Source organism: Bacillus sp. 5mfcol3.1 (assembly GCF_900114335.1).
GTDB lineage: Bacteria > Bacillota > Bacilli > Bacillales > Bacillaceae_G > Bacillus_A > Bacillus_A thuringiensis_S.
The window spans coordinates 527,494-549,632 of sequence record NZ_FOST01000003.1 but is presented as its reverse complement, the minus strand read 5'-3'; the positions used below and the strand labels follow the sequence as shown (position 1 = coordinate 549,632).

Here is a 22,139-nt window from a genome sequence, read left to right as displayed (position 1 = left end):
GATGATGTAGAAAAAATAGCAAAAACAGTAGAGACAGTAACGAAGGTAATATCTATGCTAGAAGCGGGTCCAAATCAAGGAGATACGTATATAATGGCAAGGCCGAGAAGTGTTTCTATTCCCCTTGTTACGTCATTACTAACTAATAGTTAATAGTTTTTATGTAATTAATATTGCAATGGATGTGAGAGTTTAGATGTCTACGGTTCAACAATGGCTTTTAACAGTGGTTAATACTAATTCATCTTTAAACCAACAATTATTAAAGAAAGTGTTGGAATTTTTAAATCAAGCAACTACTGACATTAAAATTATCCGAGTTATAGATGACGATATATGTGTAATTCAGGCAGATATAAATGAAGTTAATGAATTACAGTCGACTTTTGGTGAATGTCTATTAATTGCTCCTAACGAAAAAGTTGAGATGTTAGACATGTTAGAATAGTTATAAAAGGAGTCTTCTTATGGCACCACAAAATGCAAATGATGTATTCTCATTACGGGATGAAAAAAATTATTTAATTTCAATTGATCAAGACCGGATTTTAGATATTTTAGATACAAATAGTTTGGATGAAAGTTTAAAAAATTATGGGATTGAAGTTGTACGAGAAATTGAAAGTCTTACTCCTTTGGAAACTGAGGCAGATACTAAGAAAGTACTTGTTGGTAAAATAGAGTCTGTCAAGGCTGAAGAACTGAAACTTAATCCCCCTCCAGGAATTATAATAGCTGAAAATGAAATGTTGCACTATGGTGAAAAAAAAGACTTTTCAACAATTCAGTTAGTATCTACTGAAGAGCAAGTTGTACAAAAATTTAGATTTAGAGTTTTAGGTAAAGAGGATAAGCCTCTTGCGGATGCTCAAATCATTTTAAAAACAATAAATGGGGACAAATTTGAAAGTAGTACCGATGAGAATGGTGAGACTGAGATAGAAGTCAATAATATAAAAAAATTTCTCGATATTAAGGTAACATATCTTAATAATTATTGGGATTTTTATCTGAAGACGCCTATGATTTCTACTGAACAGATTATTCAAATTCGAATGCAATCTTTAAATGAAACAATTAAGGGTTTTCCAAATGAATTTTATTTTGGCTGGGGACAATCTTTAATAGGGCTTGATAAGTTACCTAAAGAAAAAAGAACAGGTGCTGGTGTGAAAATTGCAATTATAGACAGTGGTTGTGATAATTCACACCCATCACTTAGTCATATTACATTAGGAAAAGATTTTACAGGGGATTCAGATCCTAATTCTTGGAATAAGGATAAAGTCGGGCATGGAACTCATTGTGCAGGAATAATTGCTGCAAGGGGGAACAGTAATAATCCATTTAATGGTTTCGCACCAAATGCTGAAATTCATATTTTAAGGGTGTTTCCTAATGGAGATTACGGCAATGTTGCTGATGCTTTAAAATATTGTAGGGAAAATCAAATTGATATAGTAAATATGAGTTTAGGGGGGACTCCTGCGATTAATTATGTTCTAGAAGAGCAAATTGAATTGGCTGTTAATAGTGGGATTGCTTGTATTGCAGCTTCAGGTAATTCAGCTAGTGCAGTGATGTACCCGGCTTCATCCCCTAATACTCTCGCAGTAGCAGCTGTAGGTGATTATAAGCAACTTCAACCGAAAACTTGGGAATTGACTACAAAACAAGATGGCTTTATTGCAAGTGATGGAATTTTTTTAGCAGATTTTAATTGTCTGGGACCAGAAGTAGATGTGTTTGCACCTGGAGTGGGAGTTATATCGACTTTTCTTGGTGGGGGCTATAAACCAAAGTCGGGTACTTCAATGGCAGCGCCTCATATTAGTGGACTAGCAGCTCTTTTACTAGCTCACCATTCTTTATTTCAAAATGAATATAAAGAACGTAACCGAGAAAGAGTTCAGGCACTATATAAATTACTACGTTCGCACACTAGCAACCACCTTTTTCAAAGTTAATATTGGGGTAATGAGAGAAGTATTGATCTAAAATTATATAAAATATAATTCTTAGCTAATTTTAATTAAATATATACTCAGAAAACAAGAGGTACTGATTAGTACTTCTTGTTTTCTATAAGTAATTGAATGAAGTAATACTTATATATGCATATTTTAAGTTGAAAATAGTGATTATAAAATAAAAGAGGTTAGATTTATGGAAATCATTTACTAATTGCATGTCCTTAGGTGCATTATTATATATTGTATACAAAAAAAAATTATTGTATTTATAATACAGAAGTATAGATATTTCTATTTCAAATGCCCTCTATTAAAATGTTTAGTTATTTAATTTTGGATTTGACTGAAAGCATCAGATTCTATATGTGTAACTTCAAAGTCAGTTGATGATGCTGATCTATTAGAAGCTACCTAAGCAGTAAGAGTTGCAGCTTCACCGAATATAGTTAGTACTATGGAAGACACAATGATTTTTAAACATAAGAAACCTCTACATAGAATATTTGGATTAATAACAATCCTGAAAACATTATAGTTACAATCATCGGGGATATCAAAAGTAATAATATGTAATTTATTTGCATGGATAAAAACTAGGTAGTTAATAGTATATTTAACTTTCTCAAGTATTTTCAGAATATGCGAGAATAGATGTTTGGGTTATTTGTGATAGAATATTCTTAATAATATAATTTGACGGAACGAAAAAGACCCATAGCGTGTGTAATTGTGCTGGGAACACTTTTACACCGTTTGCCCTAATTATAGTAGGGAAAACATTTGCCATGAGCCTTTCAGTTACGACTATGCGTAACATATACGGCTAGTATAACACAACTTTTAGATGTAATTCATCATTAAGGTGCGTTTTCATGATAGGGAAGTGTGTCTTGTTCCAATAAGGGGGACAAAACATGTGGAAAGCTCTAAATCAAATTGAAAAAGAGTTATGTGCAGCTGGAATAAGGAAAAATAAACTAGCAAATTATTGGGGAGTTAAGCCGAGTACTGTTACAAAAGTTTTTAAAGGTAACACAGACATGAGTTTTGGCTTCCTTTCTAAGACAGTCATCCTATTAAACAAAGGCATAGAGGTTCAAGAAAATTTATTAACAGATTATATATATATAACGAAACCAAAATCAGAAAACTTACGTGAGGCAATGGAGGATTTAGCTTTAAGGGGAAAGTTTAATCTATTAATTAATATTATCAATAGTGAATCACAATCAAAGGTAGCAGAAAATAGAGAATTTGCTAATGTGTATAGAATTATATATAGACGAAATATAGGTGAGATTGATGCTACACAGTACCATAAGGCATTAAGCCTGGAAAGTAAATCAATAAGAACATCAGAGATGGAAGTGTTAATTGAAATTTTATTATGTCAAGCGCAATATCAATCGGGTAATTTTACTTCTTTAAATGAGCGATTAAAATCTCTTGAAATAAAAATAAATAAAATAAGTAATAGGTACATTCGAGAATGTTATAAATTACGATATAAAGAAGCCATTGCCGTTACTTCGTTGCAGGGTGGTGAAGTCAGTGAAGCAAGGGATTTTAGTATGGAACTATTAGATGATCTTGAATGGGATAACTTTTTTTCTTTTCCAAAAGTAAATGCATATTTAAAGTTAGGTGAATCTTATATTTTTTCAGCGAATGAATATGAGAAGGCAAAATATTATTTGGAAAAGACTCTTGAAGTGATAGGGGATAGTAGGATTAATGGAATTGAGAGAAAAAGAAAAATGGTGCAACATACATTATCATTTCTAAAGATTCATCATGATAAAGGAATTAGTAGCTTAGATGTTGTCCATTCAGGTGAATTAGCATATTTAAGGATTAAACAAGGTAAGAAGATTGAAGCGAGAAAACTATTAAATCAATTAAAAGAGAAGAATGGGAGATTAACAGATATACAGACTGCATATTTAGGTTTAACATATGAAGGTACTAAAAAAGAAGAGTTAATGAAACGTTCTCTTTTGATGTGTCAAAAATCAGGGAATATATTTTATTCGAATTTACCAAAAATACACTTGGGTTTAATTTGAATAATTGGTATAATTGTCTTCGGAAAGAGGTGAAATAATGAAAAAAATAATTACAATCATTCCTGCGCTATTAATAGCTGCTACATTATTCATTAACACTGATTCTATAAAAGAAAAGTCTAGTACAAATAATTCAAAACCTACAATTCAACATATGATGGTTGACCCTGGTGGCGGCTGGTAAAATACATAATAAAGGTTTATATATATTACAAATGACATCGTCTTAATTGACGATGTCATTTGTAGTTTTAGGAGAAATTTCTTTTTTTACTGAAAGAAGAAAAAAGAAATTATTGTAAAAAAAATACAAAAATATAAAGAGGGAGATCGAAGAAGATGAAGAGCAAAGAAGGGGAAGTTAATCTAATTAAACAAGCTTTATTACTTTTGCAAGAAGAAGATAATCCAAAAGAGAAATTATTTTCTATTTGTTTGAGTGAACCCAAAAAAGAAAAAGTTATGTAAAAAAGACTATCTAACTTTCTTGGATAGTCTTTTTATACTACATATTTCCTTTAGATTTCTCGTAGTTCACAAACATCTCTAATTGCTCTAATGCTTTTTTTCGTTGTTCTTCAGGTAAGTCATTAATGATTTGAAGAATTTCGTGTGCTTCTTTTGTTAACTGTAAGTCTTCGCCCGCTGTTAAATCTGGTGAATCAGATAAACCTAACAAATAATCTGTTGTTACTTTTAAATAATTTGCTATCTTCTGAAGTGTACGTGTACCGGGTGCTTTTTTTCCCTCGACATAATTATAAACAGAAACATGACTAACACCAATTGCATCAGCTAACTGTTGTTGGGTAATGCTATTCTTTTCAATTAATGATTTCAATCTCTCATGACTAAACATAATAAAAAACACCCCAAGCTTATTTTATATGAAATTATTTTTTCTTAATTACTATTATGGTGTCACACTGTCATTATATATTAACTATCAGTTAAGTGGAAAGGTAATTTTTTCGAAAAAAGTTTTAGAAAACACTTGAACTTAACTTTAGGTTAAGTTATTATGTAATTAACAACAAAAACGGAAGAGAGGAGTTGTTTATGAAAACTCTAAAGCAGCTACGTGTAGAACAGGGATATACATGTAAGGAAGTAGCTGAAGCCGTGGGTATTACTGAAGTTTATTATTGGTATATAGAAAACGGGAAGCGTCGACCTTATTATGATTTAATTGTGAAAATTGCTGAGTTTTTTAAAGTGAAGTTAGATGCAATTAAAATTTTTTGTCCATAACTTAACCTTTAGTTAAGTTATGGTTGGTTAAGTGAATTAGAAAGGAGCAAAACAAAATGGGATTAGACCAAATCATTAAAGAATCAATCCGCGAAGTTGTTCGCGAAGAAATTCAAGCAGCTTTAGCTTCATTCCAACAACAATCACAACCAAACAAGGTAATGAGGGTGAAAGAAGCAGCTGCTTACCTCAATATAGCAGTTTGTAGAATGTATGAATTAGCAAATCACCCACATTTTCCAGTGATCAGGGAAGGACGTAAATTACTTTTCTTGCAAAAGGATTTAGAAGCTTGGCTTGAAGCACAAAAGGAGGTGATTTAGTGGAAGATACAAGCTCATTAGCTATATTAGCGATATTAATTGCATGTGGTTCATGTTTGTTTTACATAACTTATGAGCCGATAAAACAATGGGCTTGGAGTGATGTGAAGCAAAGTAAAAAGACCCATGGCAGTGGGTCCTTTTCAAAAAATAAGTTGTTATAAGTATACCACGGAAAGTAGGGAGATAGCACATTGGTTTTATGAAAAGGAGTGAAAACTATGAACACCAAGGTATTACAAATAGGGCAAATAAATTTTCGTGGCAATGTTATAGATCATGGATGGTTTAAAACACTTACATTAGATAATGGTAAACCTAATATTGTTGCAATTACTATCTTAGGAGAAATTGTTTATTGGTATAAACCTACTGAAGTAAGAAGTGAAGAATCAAGTCAAGTTCAATATAAACAAAAGTTTAAGGCAGACACGCTTCAAAAGAGCTATCAACAATTAGCCGATTCATTTGGATTTACAAAAAGACAAGTAAAAGAAGCATGTGACTTTCTGAAAGAACGTGGACTTATAAAAATTGAATTTAGGACGATTCTTGTTAACGGAACTAGGTGTAATAACGTTATGTATGTTGAACCTGTACCTGAAATGATTCAGAAAATATCCATTATGTATTGGGGAAATGGTAACCCTCCTACACTGAAAAGTAATAGCCCTGTTACTTTAGAAAACAAGAGGGTCTTACATTCTAAAGCAACACCCTTCTACGATAAAACGGAAGAGTCTCTTACACTAGAACGTAAGACAAATACAGAGATTACTACAAATATTACTACAGAGATTACTACAAATATAAATGATGATGATGCTACTTCATCTCAGAAATTAATTGATCAAGAATTTAAAATTAGTTACAACTTTTTACTTGAAAAGGGAATTCCTTTAAGTGAAATTGGAATTCAAGAATTAGGTGAGTTTTGCGATAGATTCGGTAATGAATTAGTTATTCACGCTGTTAATAAAGCAATTGATGAAAATGTACCAAAGTGGAGATATATTCGCAGTATTTTAAGTAGTTGGGAAAAGGAAAAAGTAAAAACATTAAATGATGTTGCTGCTTTAGATACTCGATTTGAAATGAGTAAGAAAAACAACAAATGTACCGGTAAAGGTTATTCCAAACGAACGGAAGTTGTACCGGATTGGTTACGCAAACAAGAAGTACAAGAGCCAATACAGCAGCCACAGCAAACTCAAAGCGATGATTTTGAAAATAATAAGAAACGTTTGGATGAGATTCTAAATAAATATAAAAATACTAAAGGGGAGTAAGATATGAAAAACACAGGTGTTGCAAGAAAAGTGGACGAGCTAGGTCGTGTAGTAATTCCAGTAGAGTTACGCAGAACTTTAGGTATTATCGAAGGAACGGCACTAGATTTTCATGTCGATGGTGAAAACATCGTTTTAAGAAGACATGAAAAGTCATGCTTTGTAACGGGTGAAGTTTCTGAAAACAACATAGAGTTGCTAGGTGGCCGAATGTTTTTAAGCAAGGAAGGGGTAATTGAATTACTGGATCTTATTCAGAAGAGTGGGATGGCACATGCCTAAGCAACTAAACATTTTCGATGTAGAGCCAACAATTTGTGAGTTCGATGTAATGAAGGCAAATGTGAAGAGAGGAACTGGACGCACTAAATACGCTGATGTACGCGTCCGAGTTCCAACGAATGCAAAGTGTACGGATGAATTACCATGCACAACTAAACAAGATGATCGTTATGACATCTTTGAACAACATGTAATGGCTATTTGGAGATTTCAAAGAGCTGTAGATAAGTTTTTCAATTGGGATACAGCTGAAGAATTGTGTAAGGCAGCAAGGGATAAAAAAGAAATAATTCCGGTAAGGGTTTATTTAGGAAGTGGATTTAAACCTGATGTTGTCGAGTACATGCGGTAGTAAAAGGGAGATGGACATATGAAAAAAATAGAAATTGATGTTAGTAGCAACAAACTTTTAATAGTGAAGGACGGAAATGTAACAGCAGTAAATCCGCCAATGAGTGGATTCGGTGAGCAAGTGGCGGTTTGGGTAAACGGTAAAGTTGATCGTGTAGATACTAAGTTTACTGAAAAGATAAAATGATTAATTTTAGAAAGTAGGTTCGCTTATGAGTGTAGCAAGAAATCATAAAGCGATGAAGGAATCACGGTTAAAAATATACATCGCTTTAGAAGAAGCTAACTTTATTTGGGATGAAAGAGATGTAGTACGTTTTCGTGAAATGTGGAGTCAAGGTATGAGTTTGCCGAAGATGGCAAAAGCGTTAAGGAGACACCAAGCGGAAGTTGCACTTCTTGTAATAGATCAAGCTGATAAGTATTTAATTGAAAATCGTCCAATAGGATTAGGGATTTGCTAAATAGGAAGGGGAAATCAAAATGAACATTATGGAAAATGGTGTATTAGAAGCAACTAAATTAATGAGTGAAGCAAAAAGTGAGGAACAAGTTATAAATGAAGCTACAGTTTTACAGATTGCAAGTATTTTATCGATTGATGAATTAAATGATTATCAGGAAGCAACTTTACGAACTTGGAATAGCAAAACTGATTTTGGAGGACGAGTTTCAAATGCAGCTTTAGGACTTACAGGCGAAGCTGGTGAAGTTGCCGATATTGTAAAAAAAGCAATTTATCATGGACATGGTTTCCAACCATCGCATTGTGCAGGAGAAGAGGATGGAAACACTTATAAATTAGCCTTAGAGCTTGGAGATATTCTGTATTACTTATCAATTATGGCACACGAACTGGGATATACGTTACAAGATATTGCTGAAATGAATATTGCAAAATTAGCTAAAAGATATCCTGATGGTTTTAGTCGAGAAGCAAGTCGAACACGTGTAGATGTAAAGTAAGACCAATTTTGAATTTTATTAAAAAGAAGGAACGGAGGAATATGTAAAAGACTTTGAAAGATCCATAAAAAAAAGAATTCAGTAAAACTCTGAATTCTTCTACATGTATTTTTATTTTTTAATCCATTTAGAAATAATAGGATAATGAAAGTCTTTTTCTTGTAGCACATATAAAATTCCTTTTATAGGTCCAAAAATTAACAAAAGAAGCAGTATTAGATATAAAGGAGCTATGCCGAAAATAATCAAAGCGTTGTTTGAAGCTAAGTCTAAATTAGATAAAGATAACATTAAGATTCTTATTACGAATAGATTCCAAATCATTGTAATTATCCAAATGAATAGCTGGAAAAAAACAGCTTCAAGAATATTTTTTCGAATGTCCTGTGATTTGCATAAGAAATAAAAAATCAATGGTATATAAAAAATTGTGACACTAAAGAAAATAAGAATAAAAAAAGATAATACGGTAAGAAAATGCATAATTAATTTTATGTTCTTTTCTTGAGTTAGGATCATTAGGGTCCTCCTATATGTATGAGATTTGTTGTGCTTATTAATATATATGCTGTAGATAATTATAACATAAAAATTAATTGTAACAGAATACTGCATCGAAAAGAACACGTATTAAATTAAACAAGAAGCCCTAGAGTTAGGGCTCTAGAGCTTTTTGTTTTGGTATTCTCACATGGTTTTTCAAAAAGAATAGAACATATTGAAGATAACATGTGAATGTTTCATAAATGTATCAAAAAAGTGAACAAAATTGCTATTGCAGAAGAAGCAGAAATGAAGTTTCTAATACGTAAGTACGTGAAAGGTATTATTTCAAGTGGATAAAATGTGCATGGGACACCTAATCATTACTTTATCGGGGGAAAAGAACATGTTATGAATTTGGTTGAATGAAAAAATGACAATTTTACTTTTAGAGTGAAACTGAACAAAATTCTTATTTGAAACAGTTTATGAAAAAAGAGCACTCTCGAAAGTGCTCTTAGAAAATACATTTCATATTCTGTTTTGGGCTACGATTTTAATGTTCTCTGGTGGAATGATATCTTGAATTTTTTCCTTTAAATCTACTTGGACCATTTCTTCAAGATGTTCAAGTGAAACTTCAAAGTTTATACATTCTGCAGTTGGGATATTTAATAAAAAATAATTTTCATTCTTTTTAACAACAAGATATTGTGATTGATCTGTTAATAGTATACACCCTTGTTGAATGCCTAATTTACGATTATCTTCAAAAGTCATAAATAAATCTCCTAACATATTTGTGATAGAAATTTTACTACATAAAAATGTTAGTGTCTAGTCGGTCTTGTGCAAGAACTAAAGTCAAACAAAGTCCTTATTTAAATAAAAAGAGCGCATTTTTATATGCACTCTTAGTAAGGTAGGTAAATGTCTTATGAGATAAAAATCTAAAAATTGTAATCAGATTTTCATGAGTTAATTTTTTATATTGTATTCGTTACTTAGAGTTATGGAGCCGGTCCCTAAAAAATAAAGAGTGCCTTGTAGAGCGCTCCATATAACTAATTATAAATGTTTATGTTCAATCTTAGATGTCTTGCTTGGAGGAATAAAATGCTCTTGAACAAAGTTTAGATAAATAATACCGCTAATCATTGCAATATAAAACACCGCACAAAAGAAGATTAACATGTATTTAATTGTCTTGTTCATATTGGTACCGTCCTAAAAGAGGATTATATGGATTTTAATATTGTATGTAAAAAATGTGTCTTTATACAAGAGAAGGATAGCTAGTAAAAGTAAAACAAAATCTTTATTTAAATAAAAAGAGCGCCTCGAAAAGCGCTCTCTGATTAAAACTAATGGTGAAAAAGAATACCCAAGATATTGTATGTATGCTCCTTAGGAGTGTGAGGATTTCAAACAAAAGCGTTATTTTATAACCTAAAATAAAAGAACCCGTTTGTTATAAACGGATTCTTCACACAAGGTCTGCAAGAAACTCAAGGTAACTGGACCAGAGCACCATATATAATTTCTTGTGATATTAATGTATTCAAGGAAGTCTAAAACGTTAATAGTAATTAAGCAAAATTCTTATTGTATGAGAAAAAAATAAAAGAACCCATTTTTTATAAATGGATTCTTCCCTTAAGGTGTGCAAGAAATTCAAGGTAACTTGACCACAGTAACCTGTGGAATTCCTTGTGATAATACTGTATGCAAAGGAACCAATAAGGTTAATGAATTTCGAACAAAACCCCTATTTAACAACAAATAAAAAGAGCGCTAATCAAGAGCACTCTTTATACCTCACTATAACTAAAATTACGAACTCACATTATACAGAAAGGTAGTATTAAAGTATGTTAAAGTATGTAAAAGTATGAAATTGGTGAATGGGTTCAAACAAAATCTTTATTTAAATAAAAAGAGCCCATGTATCAGTGTTCTTTAAGATTGGAGGTAACTCTCTGAGCGGAACGTCTAGGTTAGAAATAAATAATGTGAAAAAGAAATAAGAACAATGTTTTTATTATTAACTCAATATAAAAGAGTAATTAGCTTTTGCTAATTGCTCGGCCCAAGGTAATAGACATATAGTGGGTATTAGTAAAATCGGAAATTGGCTATTCAAGAGCCTGTTTACAGTATAACCAAGATTTTTAAAAGTATTCCCTCTTTAAAGTTAAGACCTTATTCAAACAGTGTTCTATAAAGAGGGAGTGGAGTAATGAAAAAGAATACTTTTCTTATAATACAAGATGATTTTTTATTCTCAATAACATATGAGCATTAAGGCAAAAATGTGTAATTAAAAGAGCAGCTAGCAAAAGCTAACTGCTCTCCGAAAAAACGTTAAGAAGGAAGTTCAGAACCCAAGTGTATTTATAGTATGAATGGAATATTGAATTTTATTCAGATAAGAAAATAAAAGCTAGGATTTCTACTAGCCCAAAGAGTGTTCAAAAAGGTATTCACACATGGTCGAACATCTTTAATTATAAGATGATTAAACATTTATGTATAGAAGTCAGTGAAGATTACCGCTGCGAAGTGGGAAGAAAGTTGTATTTATATAAGTCGTTATTTGATTAAAAGAAAAAAGAACACATGTTGATATGTGCTCTAAGATAATCATTTTGATATCTATTAAAGTGTCTCTTTTGTATCAGGTGTATCAAATTTATCATTTAATTTAAAGGTTGTTTCTAAAAGAATTGTAGACGAAATCGCAAAGATTAATACAGCATGTGGTGATAATTGCACTGCTGTGAAATTAAGTTTTGCTAGCCAAAAATATCCGACATACATTGTCAGGAAGGTACTAACAATTGAAATTGTAAATCCTAAGAAACCTAATTCTTTTAGCTTTTCTTCAGATAATTTAAATACGTGTAATACGAAAGAGAAGATGATCCCAACTATGAAAAGTCCAATACATAAGGTCAATAGTGACATTATACTTGGGTATACAACGTCATCAGGCAACCATTGTTTTATTCCGACAATTATGGCTGTAGGGAGCGCGATAGGTATTAATAGTGGTGATACTATTAGAAAAATAGCTAATAGTCTACCGATGTTATTTGTTTCATTGTTGTTTTGATTGTTCATAAAGCCTCCAAAAATAATTGTAAAATAAATATCCTAGTGGATTTTAGCACAAAAGTATTAGTAAAGCTATAGTTAAAAAATTGAATTCAAACAAAAACGCTATTTGAATTAATGTGGAAAATACCATATGTAACCTAGAATAACTAAGCAAGTAATTCCAAGTGTAATAAATAAATATTTAAGGGTCGTGAGTACTGTTTTCATTGAATACCACCTAAATTTTTAATTATTTTAGGTGTTTAGTCAGGTATTTATGTATATAAAAATTTAATTTTATAGAAAATCACCAAAATAAAACGAGCACTTATCCGAGAGCGCTCGCTTAAAAATATTCTGTGTATTAGGGTTGTGTTTATGAGTTATGAACCAATGAATATTTGTAAAGTAAGGTTCAAAATAGTTTATTCACTTTAAAGTAAATGGGTACTTGTACGGCAAAAAGAGCACCTTCGAACAGTGCTCTTTCTGGGGGTGGATAGTCAAGTAAACCTATAAATGGAGGTGTATCAAAATTTATTCTATATAAAATATGCACCTTTATATAAAATGATGATGACAAATAAAAGAGCAGCTAGCAAAGGCTAACTACTCCATTACCAAAAGGTTCCAGGCTGCAAACACTGTTAAGAAAGCAGCTTATGAATAGTATGCACATGGTTATGGTGATTATTCAAATGAATAAAGGACAGTTAGCACAAGGTAACTGTCCAACCCTTAAAGAAAGGGAGGAATTAATGGGTATGTGAAAATCCCTCCATCTACAGTATTGACGGAATATTGAGTTTTATTCAGGAGAGGGGGTACTAATTATGTAGGTTACATGAGAAGTCCTATTAACATCCAGGCTGCCCCAATCAGAACTAAAGTTTCGAATGTAATCCAAAATTTTCTTTTTTCTGGTTTTTGAAATTCTTTAATTACAGAGAATAAAACACTGATTCCTACAAGAGTGAAAAGTGCAATTCGGATTGTTTCAGTCATTTGCATCACCACCTAATATTTTAATAATATACAAATTACCATTTAATAGAAACCTAATAAAATAATCCTTTTAAAGCAAAGCAAACAGAATATAGTCCGGCTAGAAAACTAGAGGACACCAATTCATTAAAGCAGCAATTCAAGCTGTTTTAGGAATAGGGGTCCTTTTTATTTTGAAAAGGGAGATGAGGAAATATTAAGGCACTAAAAGACCAATTACGCGAGTGGAAAAAACAATCCAAGCAAGGAAAGAAGAAAAACAAGAAAAAACAAAAAGAGAAATTATGTACTCGTGAAATTGAGGATTTAATGGGGATGCATAGACCTTGTTATGAACGGAAACGTGGAGCATTAAGATAAAAGTAATTTAAAAATAAAAAGGAGTGGTCTTACATGACTAAACAATTATCTTTCTTACCAAAAATTGATAGAACAGCAACACAAGAGGAGTTAGAAGGTGTGTTGGAAAGCGTACGTATACATAGACAATTTGGGATGATGCGTAAAGAAATGAAAGTCACTCCTTCTTATGAAATACGTGAGCATGGTCCTACGCATGCAGTTGGTAAGCCGTTAGAAGATATTGCTATAGCAAATATTCAACAAAGTAAACGAGAAGAATGGCTAGAAAGAATGTCATTACGTATTGATCAATTTCTAAATCGATTAGGAAATGGACGCGCAGGAATTATCCAAAGGGACATTATTTATAAACGTTATTTAGAAGAAGAGGATGTATGTGATTACATGGTTTATAACGAAATTGGAATGTCAGAGCGTACTTATCGACGTTGGAAGTCTAAAGCATTTTATAAGCTTGCTTTTGCACTTGGATTAGAAGTTTACGAGACAGAAGAAACTGGAGGTAATGAATAGTGAATTTTGTTCAACCGATACGTGATCCAGAGCAAATACAACAAATTAAAGAATACCTAAAAGAAAAGAATGAACGCAATTATATTTTGTTTGTAATGGGAATTAATACAGGTCTACGTATTAGTGATATTTTAAAACTGAAGGTTGGAGATTTAAATGGCAGCCATATATCAATACGTGAAATGAAGACAGGTAAGCAGAAACGTATTCAGATTACTGCAGCATTAAGAAGAGAGTTAAAGTGGTACATTGAAGATATGGAAGACTATGAGTATTTAATTAAGAGCAGACAAGGAAAAAATCGACCAATCGGAAGAAGTATGGCATATAAAATACTTAGTACTACAGCAGCAAAGTTTGGTTTAGAAGAAATTGGGACACATACATTACGTAAGACATTTGGATATCATATGTACATGCAGACAAAGAACATAGCTTTGCTGATGGAGATATTCAATCATTCAAGTGAACGAGTAACGTTAAGATATATAGGAGTAAACCAAGATGCAATGGATAAAGCAATGACTAGGTTTAAAATCTAATCATTGCTTTTTTGTTCAAGGATAGCAACACATGCTTATCAACTTAAGAACAGAAACTTATGCTTGAACATAAAATCAAATCTAGATGTGTAAAGCTATTTCAAGTGAATAGAATCGCCTCTTTAAGAATACATAAAAAATATATATACAAGCGTAGTCTAATCACTACATCGTTGTTGAAAGTAGAATTCTATAAAATTTGGAGGAAGAGATATGCAAAAAAAGGTTCTTCTGTTTACAGATTTAGGGATTGATGATGCCTTTGCTATACTGTACACCTTTTTTCGTAAAGACATTCAACTTGTAGGAATCGTAGCCGATTATGGAAATGTATCAAGAGAAAATGTAATAAGAAATATTAACTATTTAAAGTACATTGCGGGAAGAGAAGAAATACCTGTATTCCTTGGTGCTTCTGTACCGTTGACAGGTATATTGATTCAGTATTTCCCTGAGGTACATGGAAAAGTTGGATTAGGACCTATTATTCCACCTGAAATTTCATATCCAGTTTATCCTTTAAATGATATTTATCAAATTATAGAATCAAATTTAGAAGATCTTACAATTATCAATTTAGGAAGACTTTCTTCGCTAGCTACGACTTTTGTATTGAATTTAGAAACAATGCGAAATGTAAGAGAATGCATTTGCATGGGGGGAGCTTTTTTCTATCCAGGTAACGTAACTGCTGTGGCTGAAGCTAATTTTTACTCAGACCCTTATGCAGCAAACTTAATTCTGCAACATGCAAAGAACTTGACAATTATTCCTTTAAATGTGACCCAACATGCGATTGTTACACCCGAAATGGTCCAGCAAATCGATGCATTTCATCGGAATACACAGGATCTTGCAGGGCTCATCATTAAACCTATGTTAGATTATTATTATAATTTTTACTCCAAGTCTAATCCAGGTATAAGTGGAAGTCCTATGCATGATTTTGTAACAGTGTGGTATTTGCTAAATAGAGAGGCTGTTAACCTTACGAGAGTACCCATTAAAGTAATTCCTGATCAAGGGGAAGGTTTTGGACAAAGCATTGCAGACTTTCGTTTTGTTACAAATCCAGGCTATAAAATGCATAATGTAGCTTTTCAGTTTGATTATGAAAGGTTCAGGAAGGATATTATGGAAACGTTCTTAAAGAAGAGAGTGTAAAAGACTTTGTTCATTTTATTTAACGTATAGGAATCCAACTTTTTAGGTTGAAATTCTCTTAGTATACAAAATTTTTGAAATTCTGGCTGTATTTCGTCACTATCAAGCTAATAAAATAAAATCCTGCTAAAAATAAAAATCTACTGACTATTTAAAGTAATTAAATACAGTGGATTTTTATTTTTGGAGTACATTAAAATTAATAATTGGTGGCCATGTTATTCTACCCCATTCTATACAGTTACTCATTTTTATTGTGTTGTGTAACTCAAAAGAGGAAGTGTTATGAAGTTATGAATATCAAAGGCTGTAGCATTTGGCATAGTTACACAAAATATAAGATATGGGTAACTAATGCTAGAAAAAATTGGCTATATCTAGTACATTAAATGATAGGGATATGTAAATTGTTAGGAAATAATATGATATTTATTCCTTAAAATAATTTATACATCATATTTTCATAGTTACGAAAAATAGGAGGGGTACTATGTTTAGAATAGATACTGATCATTTTATGAAAGAAGTTCCGGCTATCTTAAATAATGAACTACTACGGAAGCCTCAGATTCAAGCTTATCAAGCAGTCCATGATCATTTTTTGATGGAAAAGAGTACTGATCATGCGTTGGTTGTCCTACCAACTGGTACAGGGAAAACGGGATTAATGGGTATTATTCCGTATGGACTTGCACAAAGCCGGGTATTAATCATTACTCCTCAATTAGTGATAAAAGATTCTGTATTGGGCTCTTTAGACCCTGATTATGATAAGAATTTTTGGCTGATGACTAAGGTATTTACTTCAAGACAAGAGCTTCCTTCAGTAATTGAATATGAAACGGATCAATCACAAGATATGTTGCAATACGCTAATATAGTTATTGTTAATATACACAAGTTACAAAAAAGACTAAGCTCATCACTTTTGAAAAAAGTGCCTAAAGATTTTTTCGACTTGATTATTATTGATGAGGCCCATCATGCTGAGGCAAAAACATGGCAGGAAGCTATTGATTATTTTGATGAGGCAAAGATTGTTAAGGTGACTGGTACTCCATTCCGAAGTGATGGGAAAGAGATTCAAGGTCAAACAATTTACGAGTATAAATTACGCGAAGCGATGTTAAACGGCTATGTTAAACAATTAGAAAGAATCAAGCATATACCAGATAAATTATACTTATCAATTGACAAAGATGAGGAAGCGAAATACACTATTGAGGAAATTAGAAAGCTGGGTATCAAAGAAGAAGATTGGATAAATAGGTCGGTGGCCTTATCTCCAGAAAGTAATAGGGCAATCATTGATAAAAGCCTTGAGCTTTTAGAAGAAAAACTTTCAGTAAGTAAATTCCCTCATAAAATTATTGCTGTTGCATGTAGTATTTGGCATGCAGAGCAGTTGAAAAACCTATATGAAGAAAAAGGGTACGATGTAGCTTTAGTTCATAGCCTACTTGATAAACAAACAAGATTCAAAGAAATGGAAAAGATTGATCAAAATAATGTTAAAGTAGTAATAAATGTTTCAATGCTTGGTGAAGGTTATGATCATAAATATTTTTCAGTAGCTGCAATTTTTAGACCATATAAAAATCTGCTTCCATATGCTCAATTTGTCGGGCGAGTTCTTAGATCTATAGAACCTACTGTTGACATTAAAGAAGTTGTTCCAGATGATAATATAGCGGCTGTTGTTTATCATCAAGAATTAGGGTTAGATAAACTTTGGCAATATTATAAAGAAGAGATTATTAAGAAAGAAATGATAAAAAAGGTAAGAGAAGATGTAAAATTAAACCCGAAAGCAGTAGAGCCACCAAAAGATACTTCCTTTGGACTTGTTATGGAATCGGGAGAAAATTATTTAGATGTTGATTCATTTGTTGAGAGTGAATTGCTTGAAAAAAGGCAAGAAAGAATACAGCAAGAGGAAGAGAAAATTCAAACGATGATGAGTATGCTAAATGTTGATAGGGATCAAGCTATAACATTTATAAAGCAAAGTCAACAAAGTGAAGATAAAAAACGATTACTTAGACCTGACCTTTATGTTAAAAGAATCCGACAAAAGATTGATAAAAAAATCAAGTTGGAAATTGTTCCAGATATACTCTTTGAGTATAATTTAGATATAAAGGGAAGTGAAATTTCAAAAATCACATTTTTATTTAAACAAAAATATAAATGGATTCCTCAAAAAACTAGAGAAAATGCAGGGGTTTTAGCTATACTTATTGAAAATAAACTTAATGATGCTATCGGTGGAAAAAGAAGCGAATGGACAGTTGGAGATTGGCCAAGAGCAGAAGCCGAGCTGGAAAACATAGTTAGCTACCTGCGCTCATCTCTAAATCATTATTTAGAAAGGTGATATAAAATGAAGAGCCTAATGGAAAAACTTTATGAAGAGCTCTACTCACCAAAAGTCACACCTTATGAGTTGGTTTCAAATGCAAAATTGAGTAACTATAATTATGTAAACATGACCAAATCAGAAGATGGTGGATTATATGTGGAAAGTTCTTGTATCCTAGACGATGGCGAAAGTGCAATTTTTATGTACTATTTTGATGTTAATGATCACTTAATAACATTAAAGTCAGTTATTGGAAATTTAGAAGAAACGATATACCATCGACCTGATGAAATATTAAAAGTAAAGGTTCAGCTTCAAAATATTATTCAAACCCAGAGTGCTGTCATATAAAGACTCCAAATTCGTTGGAGTCTTTTTTTTGAAGAAGTATAATCTATTTGACAAAAACGTGGCATAGTCTTGACCGCTTTTTGGCAGTAAATGTGCCGGTCGTTTTGGAATCAATGTGATATATTTGTATTGTGAGTAGTGGCGGAAAACACAACTCACAATGTTCCTTTATAAACTATATGTTGTCTAAACGATTTCATAATGATGGCACATAAAATCCGAAACCAGCAGATGGTAGTGATTGAATGATACCGTTATTAAGGAGAGCTTTTGCTCTTCTTCCAGTTACTTAATATTGTTGATGCGTATCAGCGGTTCATCATTAGGTGATTGGAATAAGGATAAAACTTCACGTATCGGAATTAAAGTACAAATTAATAATCTATAAAAAAGCATCCATTCGGGTGCTTTTTATTTTGAGGAGGATGATCGTAGATGGAAGTAAAAACGACAACGGTTGTTACTGTAGATATGAGTAAGTCAGAAGAGGTTGTATCTTATTTAGGATGCAAAGAAGCATTAATGAAGGCTGGATTTGAATTAACAAGTTTAGCTCCTTTTGCTAATGAAAATACTTTATTCATTGGACTAAACAAGAGCCACAATACTAGTAAAGTTAACGTTACGTTTACATTAAGTTTGGAAGGAAGCAAATGATACAACCGTTATCAGTGCAAGAGATACAAAGATTGTATGAACAAGATAATATCATTAAATTCTATAAGCATCCTTATTGGAGAAGGAACATTAGGATTAAGGCATTAGAGAGAGACAACAATGAATGCCAGGAATGTAAGCGTAAAGGTAAGTATAGTAAGGGTAGGAACGTCCATCACATCAAAGAGTTACGTGACAGACCAGACTTAGCTTACATATTAAGCAACCTAGAAACGTTATGCATTCAATGCCATAACAAGGAACATAACAAAGAGAAGAACATAGTGAAGAAGCGCTGCACGATAGTAGATGAAGAGAGGTGGTAAGTGTGGACAACCTAACGATACAAGGTAATACATATGACTTATCCATTATCAATAAGTTAATAGATGTCGGGATAGTCGAAGCTACTACAAAAGAAGTTGAGATATACAAACAGTTTCGTGGAGATATCTACACAACATACAAACAGATACGTCACATATGTAATCCAAGAGCATGTGAGAAGACTACACTTGAAACTGTAAAGAAAAGTCTACGTGAACATTGGCTGGAACATTATCTAAATATGTTATTAACAGAAGCTCACATTGTTATTGAATATGCTGAGCTATTCTTCGGTTTAGCTATAAGATAATTTCAAAAAATTTCCTGAGACACCCCCCGGGTAAAATATAGAAACAATTTTGCTGGGGGACCGAGCAACGCGAGGGGGGATTTCTCTTTTTATTTTCGCGTTACGCGCGTGGGAATAGAAAAAAAGGCAAAAAAAATACCATCCCTTCTCTGGGATGATTAAAATTTTCGATATGTATTTGTAATCAGTGGACCGTCGCCACAGTTTCCTTCTAAGTAAAACTATACATGATTATTCTCGTCTTTACAAGTGTCATTTTTAAAATTAATCTTCGAAAAAATCCAATGAAAAAGCGGGGTGGTGATATTGTGAGCGGAAAACAAAGTAAATATAAATTAGCGTTCAAAGATTTCTTAGAAGGTGTTAAATACAAGGATATCGCGGATAAATATGGCGTATCTGTTAGCACTGTTAAATCATGGCGCAGCCGTTATTGGGAAGACATGATAAATGAAAAAGGTCTAAAAAATGTTTCGGAAAAGGTTGCAAAACTTCAAAAAAACAGAGAAAAAACGCTTAGAAATAAAATAAGAGATGATTTATATGAACAACTCGGCACGAACGGTATCATACACGCTCATTTTATGGATTTAGTAGAAGATTATATGTCATTTTGGGATATAAAAAACAGATTGATAGCTGATGTAAAAAATCGCGGTGTATCTGTACTAGGCGCTAATGGATTTATGAAAAAAAACGATAGCATTAACGAGTTGAATAAAACTAACACGCAAATGTTAAAGATTCTTAACGAGTTAGGACTTAAGGCGGTAAGTGAGGAGGATGACGATGATGCAGAAGTCTAATCTTCCTTATAAATATCATCCTTTCATTAGTGAGTACATGCATGCTGTGGAAAGCGGATCTATCCGTTCTTGTAATGAACAAAAACAATTAATGACCTTAGTTCGAAAAACTTTAGATGATCCAAATGTTTATGTTGATGTTCAAGCTATTGAGGATAGTGTTAATATCCCAGCTAAATATTTTCCATTCGAATTATTCGCATGGCAACGTTTTGTTAACGCTTGTGTGTTCGGCGTTCGTTATAAGGACACCAACCGTCTTGTTTGGAATCAAATATTAATACTGATGGGACGTGGCGGTGGTAAAAACGGATATGCCGGATATTTAAACTTCTATATGCTATCTAAACAGTTTGGTATAGATAGATATCACATTGAATGGATCGCGACATCTGAAGAACAAGCAAAAACTACATTCGATGACGTGAAGGAAGTAATAGAAAATCCTGCAAATAAGGTTTTAAAGAGATCATTTAGTGCTACAAAGGTACTAATTAAACATAAAACAAACAAATCTCACATGAAATTCAATACTTCTAATGCTAGAACGAAAGATGGACGACGTCCTGGATCAGTTTGGTTCGATGAAATTCATGAATATGAAGGTTATAAATCGATTAAAGTATTCCGTTCAGCCTTGGGTAAAGTTAAAGATGGACGAACTTTCTATTTAACAACGGATGGATATGTCCGTGGTGGCGTTTTGGATGATATGAAAGAGAAGGCTCGAATGATTCTAAGTGGCGAAGTTGAAAGGAGTAAGTTATTCCCCTTCATCTGCAAATTAGACTCCGAAGAAGAAGTCGAAGATATTGCAAACTGGGAAAAAGCCAATCCTTCTATTCGAGATAATATGGAATTATTCGAAACGATGAAAGAAGAATGGGCCGATTGTCAAACCAACATTCCTATGCATGTTGAATTCATGACAAAACGGATGAACATTCCGAAGCAGCTATTTCAACATAAAATCGCTACTTATGAGGATCTTCTTGCAACAGATCAACCTTTACCTGATGATTTACACAAATATGAATGTATTGGTGGTGTAGATTACGCAGAATTACGCGATTTCTGCAGCGTCGGTTTGCTATTCAAACGGCAAGGGAAGCGTTATTGGATTCACCATACCTTTATATGGCATCAGGCATTGAAAATGCAGGATATTAATCAAGATATTATAGATATAGGTGTGGAAAAAGGACTCTTCACCATCGTCTATGATAAAGAAATCGAGCCCAAACGTGTTATCAATTGGTTTTTAGAAAAATCGAAAACATACGACATTAAGCGTATCGCGATTGATAAATTCCGTTCTGTAATCTTGAAACCTTTATTAGAAGAAGCTGGTTTTAACGAAAGAGTTGAGATAGTAAGGCGCGGGCAGTACATTCATGCTATGTTAGACCCATTAATCCAACATCTATTCATAAATCATAATATTGTTTTCCACGACGATCCTGTTATGCGTTGGTATTGCGGGAATGTTTATGTGGACGAACTAGGAAATGGCTCAAAAGAATATAAAAAAATCGACCCTGTCAAAAGAAAAACTGACGGGTTTTTTGCGTTCACACATGCGCTCAATTTCGACGGTGATCTTGAAGACTATGCAGTCGATTTAAACGATATGCAAGTATGGTCATTCTGAGAAAG

The 22,139-nt window shown here is 32.7% G+C and carries 30 protein-coding genes; 24 read left to right on the top strand and 6 right to left on the bottom strand.

The window, feature by feature from the left end; translation table 11 throughout:
* Positions 1-196: 196 nt before the first annotated feature.
* From BM089_RS21110 to BM089_RS31790, 5 genes are all read left to right on the top strand, one after another.
* On the top strand, positions 197-448 hold the full coding sequence (locus tag BM089_RS21110; RefSeq protein WP_090978004.1) for a hypothetical protein: 252 nt from the start codon (positions 197-199) through the stop codon (positions 446-448).
* A gap of 19 nt (positions 449-467) precedes the next feature.
* On the top strand, positions 468-1,967 hold the full coding sequence (locus tag BM089_RS21105; protein ID WP_090978002.1) for a S8 family peptidase: 1,500 nt from the start codon (positions 468-470) through the stop codon (positions 1,965-1,967).
* A gap of 920 nt (positions 1,968-2,887) precedes the next feature.
* Positions 2,888-4,039: an AimR family lysis-lysogeny pheromone receptor gene (locus tag BM089_RS21100; protein WP_090978000.1), complete on the top strand. Its 1,152-nt coding sequence runs from the start codon at positions 2,888-2,890 to the stop codon at positions 4,037-4,039.
* Positions 4,040-4,076: 37 nt separating this feature from the next.
* On the top strand, positions 4,077-4,223 hold the full coding sequence (locus BM089_RS21095; protein ID WP_090977998.1) for a complement C1q protein: 147 nt from the start codon (positions 4,077-4,079) through the stop codon (positions 4,221-4,223).
* Positions 4,224-4,378: 155 nt separating this feature from the next.
* Positions 4,379-4,507, top strand: a complete 129-nt coding sequence (locus BM089_RS31790; RefSeq protein WP_276565354.1) for a hypothetical protein — start codon at positions 4,379-4,381, stop codon at positions 4,505-4,507.
* 37 nt (positions 4,508-4,544) lie between these two features.
* Here the strand turns inward: BM089_RS31790 and BM089_RS21090 are convergent, their stop codons facing one another.
* Positions 4,545-4,898: a helix-turn-helix domain-containing protein gene (locus BM089_RS21090; protein ID WP_090977996.1), complete on the bottom strand. Its 354-nt coding sequence runs from the start codon at positions 4,896-4,898 to the stop codon at positions 4,545-4,547.
* 200 nt (positions 4,899-5,098) lie between these two features.
* On the opposite strand from BM089_RS21090, the gene BM089_RS21085 reads away from it, so the two are divergent.
* The 9 genes from BM089_RS21085 to BM089_RS21045 are packed head-to-tail and all read left to right on the top strand — an operon-like array spanning position 5,099 to position 8,501.
* Positions 5,099-5,290: a helix-turn-helix domain-containing protein gene (locus BM089_RS21085; protein ID WP_000854268.1), complete on the top strand. Its 192-nt coding sequence runs from the start codon at positions 5,099-5,101 to the stop codon at positions 5,288-5,290.
* Positions 5,291-5,346: 56 nt separating this feature from the next.
* Entirely contained in the window at positions 5,347-5,613 is a 267-nt protein-coding gene (locus BM089_RS21080; protein ID WP_000522030.1) for a helix-turn-helix domain-containing protein, read from the top strand.
* Positions 5,613-5,777, top strand: a complete 165-nt coding sequence (locus BM089_RS31170) for a hypothetical protein (RefSeq protein ID WP_090977994.1) — start codon at positions 5,613-5,615, stop codon at positions 5,775-5,777. Before BM089_RS21080 ends, BM089_RS31170 begins: the two co-directional genes overlap by 1 nt.
* Before the next feature lie 57 nt (positions 5,778-5,834).
* The gene (locus BM089_RS21070; protein ID WP_090977992.1) at positions 5,835-6,902 is read left to right on the top strand and encodes a DnaD domain-containing protein; all 1,068 of its coding nucleotides are present in this window, start codon (positions 5,835-5,837) and stop codon (positions 6,900-6,902) included.
* A gap of 3 nt (positions 6,903-6,905) precedes the next feature.
* Complete coding sequence (locus tag BM089_RS21065) at positions 6,906-7,184, top strand: AbrB/MazE/SpoVT family DNA-binding domain-containing protein (protein WP_090977990.1); 279 nt, start codon at positions 6,906-6,908, stop codon at positions 7,182-7,184.
* Positions 7,177-7,536 carry a cell division protein SepF gene (locus BM089_RS21060; protein WP_090977988.1) on the top strand — a complete coding sequence of 120 codons (360 nt, stop codon included), beginning with the start codon at positions 7,177-7,179 and terminating at the stop codon, positions 7,534-7,536. Before BM089_RS21065 ends, BM089_RS21060 begins: the two co-directional genes overlap by 8 nt.
* Before the next feature lie 18 nt (positions 7,537-7,554).
* A complete protein-coding gene (locus tag BM089_RS21055; protein ID WP_000717826.1) occupies positions 7,555-7,722 on the top strand; it encodes a DUF3954 domain-containing protein in 168 nt (55 codons plus the stop codon).
* Between the two features lie 25 nt (positions 7,723-7,747).
* A complete protein-coding gene (locus BM089_RS21050) occupies positions 7,748-7,999 on the top strand; it encodes a hypothetical protein (RefSeq protein WP_000109500.1) in 252 nt (83 codons plus the stop codon).
* A gap of 19 nt (positions 8,000-8,018) precedes the next feature.
* Positions 8,019-8,501 carry a nucleoside triphosphate pyrophosphohydrolase family protein gene (locus BM089_RS21045; protein ID WP_090977986.1) on the top strand — a complete coding sequence of 161 codons (483 nt, stop codon included), beginning with the start codon at positions 8,019-8,021 and terminating at the stop codon, positions 8,499-8,501.
* Positions 8,502-8,612: 111 nt separating this feature from the next.
* Here BM089_RS21045 and BM089_RS21040 read toward each other — a convergent pair whose 3' ends face one another.
* From BM089_RS21040 to BM089_RS31160, 5 genes are all read right to left on the bottom strand, one after another.
* On the bottom strand, positions 8,613-9,020 hold the full coding sequence (locus BM089_RS21040; RefSeq protein WP_000604162.1) for a magnetosome magnetite crystal formation protein family: 408 nt from the start codon (positions 9,018-9,020) through the stop codon (positions 8,613-8,615).
* Positions 9,021-9,515: 495 nt separating this feature from the next.
* On the bottom strand, positions 9,516-9,764 hold the full coding sequence (locus tag BM089_RS21035; RefSeq protein ID WP_000141882.1) for a hypothetical protein: 249 nt from the start codon (positions 9,762-9,764) through the stop codon (positions 9,516-9,518).
* A gap of 288 nt (positions 9,765-10,052) precedes the next feature.
* Positions 10,053-10,199, bottom strand: coding sequence for a hypothetical protein (locus BM089_RS31165; protein WP_175495697.1), 147 nt, complete (start codon positions 10,197-10,199; stop codon positions 10,053-10,055).
* Positions 10,200-11,642: 1,443 nt separating this feature from the next.
* Positions 11,643-12,107 carry a hypothetical protein gene (locus BM089_RS21030; protein WP_001064727.1) on the bottom strand — a complete coding sequence of 155 codons (465 nt, stop codon included), beginning with the start codon at positions 12,105-12,107 and terminating at the stop codon, positions 11,643-11,645.
* Between the two features lie 816 nt (positions 12,108-12,923).
* Positions 12,924-13,088 (bottom strand): hypothetical protein, encoded by a 165-nt coding sequence (locus tag BM089_RS31160; protein WP_000140900.1) that lies wholly within the window; start codon positions 13,086-13,088, stop codon positions 12,924-12,926.
* A gap of 393 nt (positions 13,089-13,481) precedes the next feature.
* Between BM089_RS31160 and BM089_RS21015 the strand changes: the two genes are divergently transcribed.
* The 10 genes from BM089_RS21015 (at position 13,482) to BM089_RS20970 (ending at position 22,134) form a co-directional block, all read left to right on the top strand.
* On the top strand, positions 13,482-13,964 hold the full coding sequence (locus tag BM089_RS21015; RefSeq protein WP_090977984.1) for an ArpU family phage packaging/lysis transcriptional regulator: 483 nt from the start codon (positions 13,482-13,484) through the stop codon (positions 13,962-13,964).
* A complete protein-coding gene (locus tag BM089_RS21010) occupies positions 13,964-14,506 on the top strand; it encodes a site-specific integrase (protein ID WP_001012133.1) in 543 nt (180 codons plus the stop codon). Before BM089_RS21015 ends, BM089_RS21010 begins: the two co-directional genes overlap by 1 nt.
* 213 nt (positions 14,507-14,719) lie before the next feature.
* Complete coding sequence (locus BM089_RS21005) at positions 14,720-15,670, top strand: nucleoside hydrolase (RefSeq protein ID WP_001170292.1); 951 nt, start codon at positions 14,720-14,722, stop codon at positions 15,668-15,670.
* Between the two features lie 490 nt (positions 15,671-16,160).
* Positions 16,161-18,047: a DEAD/DEAH box helicase gene (locus BM089_RS21000; protein WP_240524337.1), complete on the top strand. Its 1,887-nt coding sequence runs from the start codon at positions 16,161-16,163 to the stop codon at positions 18,045-18,047.
* A gap of 6 nt (positions 18,048-18,053) precedes the next feature.
* Entirely contained in the window at positions 18,054-18,383 is a 330-nt protein-coding gene (locus tag BM089_RS20995; protein ID WP_090977982.1) for a hypothetical protein, read from the top strand.
* A 435-nt stretch (positions 18,384-18,818) separates the two neighbouring features.
* Positions 18,819-19,040 (top strand): hypothetical protein, encoded by a 222-nt coding sequence (locus tag BM089_RS20990; RefSeq protein WP_065228898.1) that lies wholly within the window; start codon positions 18,819-18,821, stop codon positions 19,038-19,040.
* Positions 19,037-19,366: an HNH endonuclease signature motif containing protein gene (locus BM089_RS20985; RefSeq protein WP_065228899.1), complete on the top strand. Its 330-nt coding sequence runs from the start codon at positions 19,037-19,039 to the stop codon at positions 19,364-19,366. Before BM089_RS20990 ends, BM089_RS20985 begins: the two co-directional genes overlap by 4 nt.
* 2 nt (positions 19,367-19,368) lie before the next feature.
* Entirely contained in the window at positions 19,369-19,677 is a 309-nt protein-coding gene (locus tag BM089_RS20980; protein ID WP_090977980.1) for a hypothetical protein, read from the top strand.
* A gap of 308 nt (positions 19,678-19,985) precedes the next feature.
* Positions 19,986-20,483: a P27 family phage terminase small subunit gene (locus tag BM089_RS20975; protein WP_090978018.1), complete on the top strand. Its 498-nt coding sequence runs from the start codon at positions 19,986-19,988 to the stop codon at positions 20,481-20,483.
* Complete coding sequence (locus tag BM089_RS20970; RefSeq protein ID WP_000983375.1) at positions 20,467-22,134, top strand: terminase TerL endonuclease subunit; 1,668 nt, start codon at positions 20,467-20,469, stop codon at positions 22,132-22,134. Before BM089_RS20975 ends, BM089_RS20970 begins: the two co-directional genes overlap by 17 nt.
* Positions 22,135-22,139 lie beyond the last annotated feature (5 nt).